This is a genomic window from Microcystis sp. M179S2, from assembly GCF_020245805.1.
Taxonomy (GTDB): Bacteria; Cyanobacteriota; Cyanobacteriia; order Cyanobacteriales; family Microcystaceae; genus Microcystis; species Microcystis aeruginosa.
Genome location: NZ_JADBUE010000280.1, coordinates 1 through 3,074, shown reverse-complemented (window position 1 = coordinate 3,074; position 3,074 = coordinate 1). Strand labels below are relative to the sequence as shown.

The window sequence follows — 3,074 nt, the reverse complement described above, 5'->3', positions numbered from 1 at the left end:
CACACGGAATCGGGCTTCTGAAATGGGGCGAAAGTCTGTGGACTCTGTGTAAGACAGTACATGGTTTTTTAACTGTGGTATGCGACGGTGGTGGAAGCAGAAACTTAAATCGTGAGGTTTAGGAATCGCCGCCCTAAAAGGGCGGCGAGGATGTCAATGAGGTTCGCTCGTCCTCTATTTTGATCGCCGACTCGTGCAGTCATGTCTTTTTTTCTCTTAGCTGTTGAACCACCTGCCCTGATTAATACTGTAGCCGAACCGGAAACGGAGGAGCGCCAAGTTTCTGAAAATAGTCCCGCGTCAGTAATTCCCCTCCCTGTCACCCCAGCACCTCTAGAAGCAAAAAAGCCTTCAGAAGAGAGCGTTTCTATTCCCCTAACCGTCACTCCACCCCCGGAAACCGTCGAGGTAAAACCCTTGGTTCCCGATGAGGGTATTCCCTTAAAACCATTACCTAGCAGTGGGGGTGATGCGGCAGCTTTAGGAAAACCCCTTTCTGTTCAGAATTCTCCACCCCCCGCGGCCGTTGGTGTCACCATTCATCCCGAAACCGAGATAGTTTCAGGATTAAATCAAAAAGCTCTTAACCAGAAAAATGGCTCAACTCGGCTATTAGTGCGGAAAAAAGGCGAAAAAACCAGCCAAGAATACTTGATTTCCCTCAATAACGGCCTAGCTCAGGCCGCTAATCCAGAAGGGGAAAGACCCATGGAATTGGTGGCTGATGAGCAGGAATTTGACCAAAATCGGCAGATTATCACCGCTAGAGGTAATGTCACCCTGCGTTTTGCCCAAAGTGTACTAACAGCCGATCGCTTACAGATTAATCTTCCCGAAAAGTTAGCGGTAGCGGAGGGACAGGTGATCCTAACCCGGGGAGATCAAATCCTGCGCGGCGATCGCTTCGAGTATTATTTCGTCCAGGATAGCGGTGTGGTATTTAATGCTAATGGGGAGATTTTTCAACCCAGCACCGCTAGGGATTTAGGACAGACGCTGCCCACGGATGTGGGGGCTGGTAGTTCTTTTGGAACCCTAACCGATCGTTTGGCATTAAATCAACCCTTGCAGAGAATTACCACGGGAGAGGGTTTTCAATTTGTCGTCGGGGGACAGGATCCCAGTCGGCGCGATCGACAGAATATTAGTAGTCCATCGGGGGGAACGATTAATCGTGTCCGTTTTCAGGCCGAGCGCTTGAATTTTGATGGTAAGGTGTGGAATGCCACTAATGTGCGTCTGACGAATGACCCGTTTTCCCCCCCTGAATTGGAAGTTCGGGCCAATTCCGCCACTTTTCGCAGTACCGGCCCCTTTACCGATGAGTTGCGGATGAGTAATTCCCAGTTGGTTTTCGATCAACGGGTAGTGGCACCCACTTTTATTAATAGTCTTACGTTCGATCGCCGTCGTCGTCGTCCTTTTTTAATTGCTCCGGGCTATGATGGGGAGGATCGAGGCGGATTTTTCGTAGAAAGTCCCCTAACTTTAGTGGAGACACCGAAGACTCTTTTTGAGTTGACACCGCAATATTTAATTCAAAAAGTCCTTAATCCCGATGCTTTCCCCTCAGCTAACCCCGGAGGTGGGGAAGTTTCGGCCCTTAGTCCGAAAGCTTTTGGTTTATTGGGCAATTTTGCCACTAATTTTGGCGAGCGCTCGTTTTTGCAAGCGACAGCTTCTTTTTCTAATTTAGATTTGGAACAGATCGAAAATAGTGTTCGTTCTAAAATTCGCTTTCAACAGACGATCGGACAGTTGCAGGATCCCTATCTGCTCAATGTGGAGTACAATTATCGCGAGCGTCTCTTTAACGGTTCTTTAGGGTTTCAGACGGTTAATAGCAGTTTTGGGGCAATTTTGACCTCACCTGTGATTGTCATCCCGAATACGGATATTAGACTCAGTTATCAAGCTTCTGTTCAGAATGTTAACGCACCCACCGATCGCAGTAATCTCTTACCGGCCAATGCAACGGATAATGTTACTAATTTAAGCCGTTTTCAGGGTGCTGTCTCCCTCAATCGCAGTTTTTTACTCTGGTCTGCCCTTACTTTACCACCGACTCCCGACCAAGGTTTAAGATTTTCTCCCGTTCCCGTTCAACCCTATATTGCTCTTGTCACTGGTGTCACTGGTGTCACCAGTTATTACACCAATGGAGAGACGCAAAATTCCGTCACGGGAACCGTGGGATTATTAGGACAGTTTGGGCGTTTTTCCGGCAATTTTCTCGACTATACTGGGTTTAATCTCAGTTTTAGTCAGGGTTTGGTTAACGGACAATCACCCTTTTTCTTCGATCGCTTTGTTGATCAACAAACAATGTCCTATGGTATAACTCAACAGGTATATGGTCCGATTCGCGTGGGTTTCCAGAGCATTTATAGTATCGATCAAGCTAAGGAAATCAGCACAGAATATTTTCTCGAATGGAGTCGTCGCACCTATAGTTTAATTTTGCGCTATAACCCGGTGCTGCAGTTGGGAATACTCAACATCCGCGTTTCGGATTTCAACTGGACAGGCAACCCCGGCTATTTTGAGGGTAGCGATATCCGTCCGGTGGTGGATGGAGTAACCCGTTAAGACTAGAAGGGAGAGGGAATTATGAATTATGAATTATGAATTATGAATTAGATTTTTTCGCCCATCCCATTGTTTCTTTTCAACGTTCGTAACTTCTCCACTTTTTTCTAAAAATTCTAGCCATTCATATAAAGTTTTAGGCGACGTTTCCCAACAAACAAAAATAAAATTATAACCTTGTTTTACTGCTAATTCACAAACAGGTTCGTGAGAATATAAGTCGTCTCCTAAAAGGGTTACAGAATAACCCTACTTATTTTTATGATTCTTATTTAGGGCTGGCTGAATAAATCTAAAAACCTTGTTGGATAAGGCTTTTAGACTTTTTTTCCCTCAAAAAGTGCCTACCATTGGAGTGATCGGGGGTAAAATTCCTGGACTTTTTCCCTGAAAATTAGGTAACTGACTACCTCAAAATCGGTAAAACCCCACACCCCCCCTGCCCCCAGGAAAAACTTTTTGCCGCAAACCCTAATTATCAATTT

Annotated in this window: 1 protein-coding gene and 1 pseudogene; one reads left to right on the top strand and one right to left on the bottom strand. The window is 45.8% G+C overall.

The window, feature by feature from the left end:
• Nucleotides 1-201 precede the first annotated feature (201 nt).
• A complete protein-coding gene (locus tag IM500_RS16740; RefSeq protein WP_190721987.1) occupies nucleotides 202-2,589 on the top strand; it encodes a DUF3769 domain-containing protein in 2,388 nt (795 codons plus the stop codon).
• A 42-nt stretch (nucleotides 2,590-2,631) separates the two neighbouring features.
• On the opposite strand, the pseudogene IM500_RS16735 reads toward IM500_RS16740, so the two are convergent.
• A pseudogene (locus IM500_RS16735) lies at nucleotides 2,632-2,865 on the bottom strand (ISNCY family transposase); the annotation flags it as partial.
• Nucleotides 2,866-3,074: the final 209 nt, after the last annotated feature.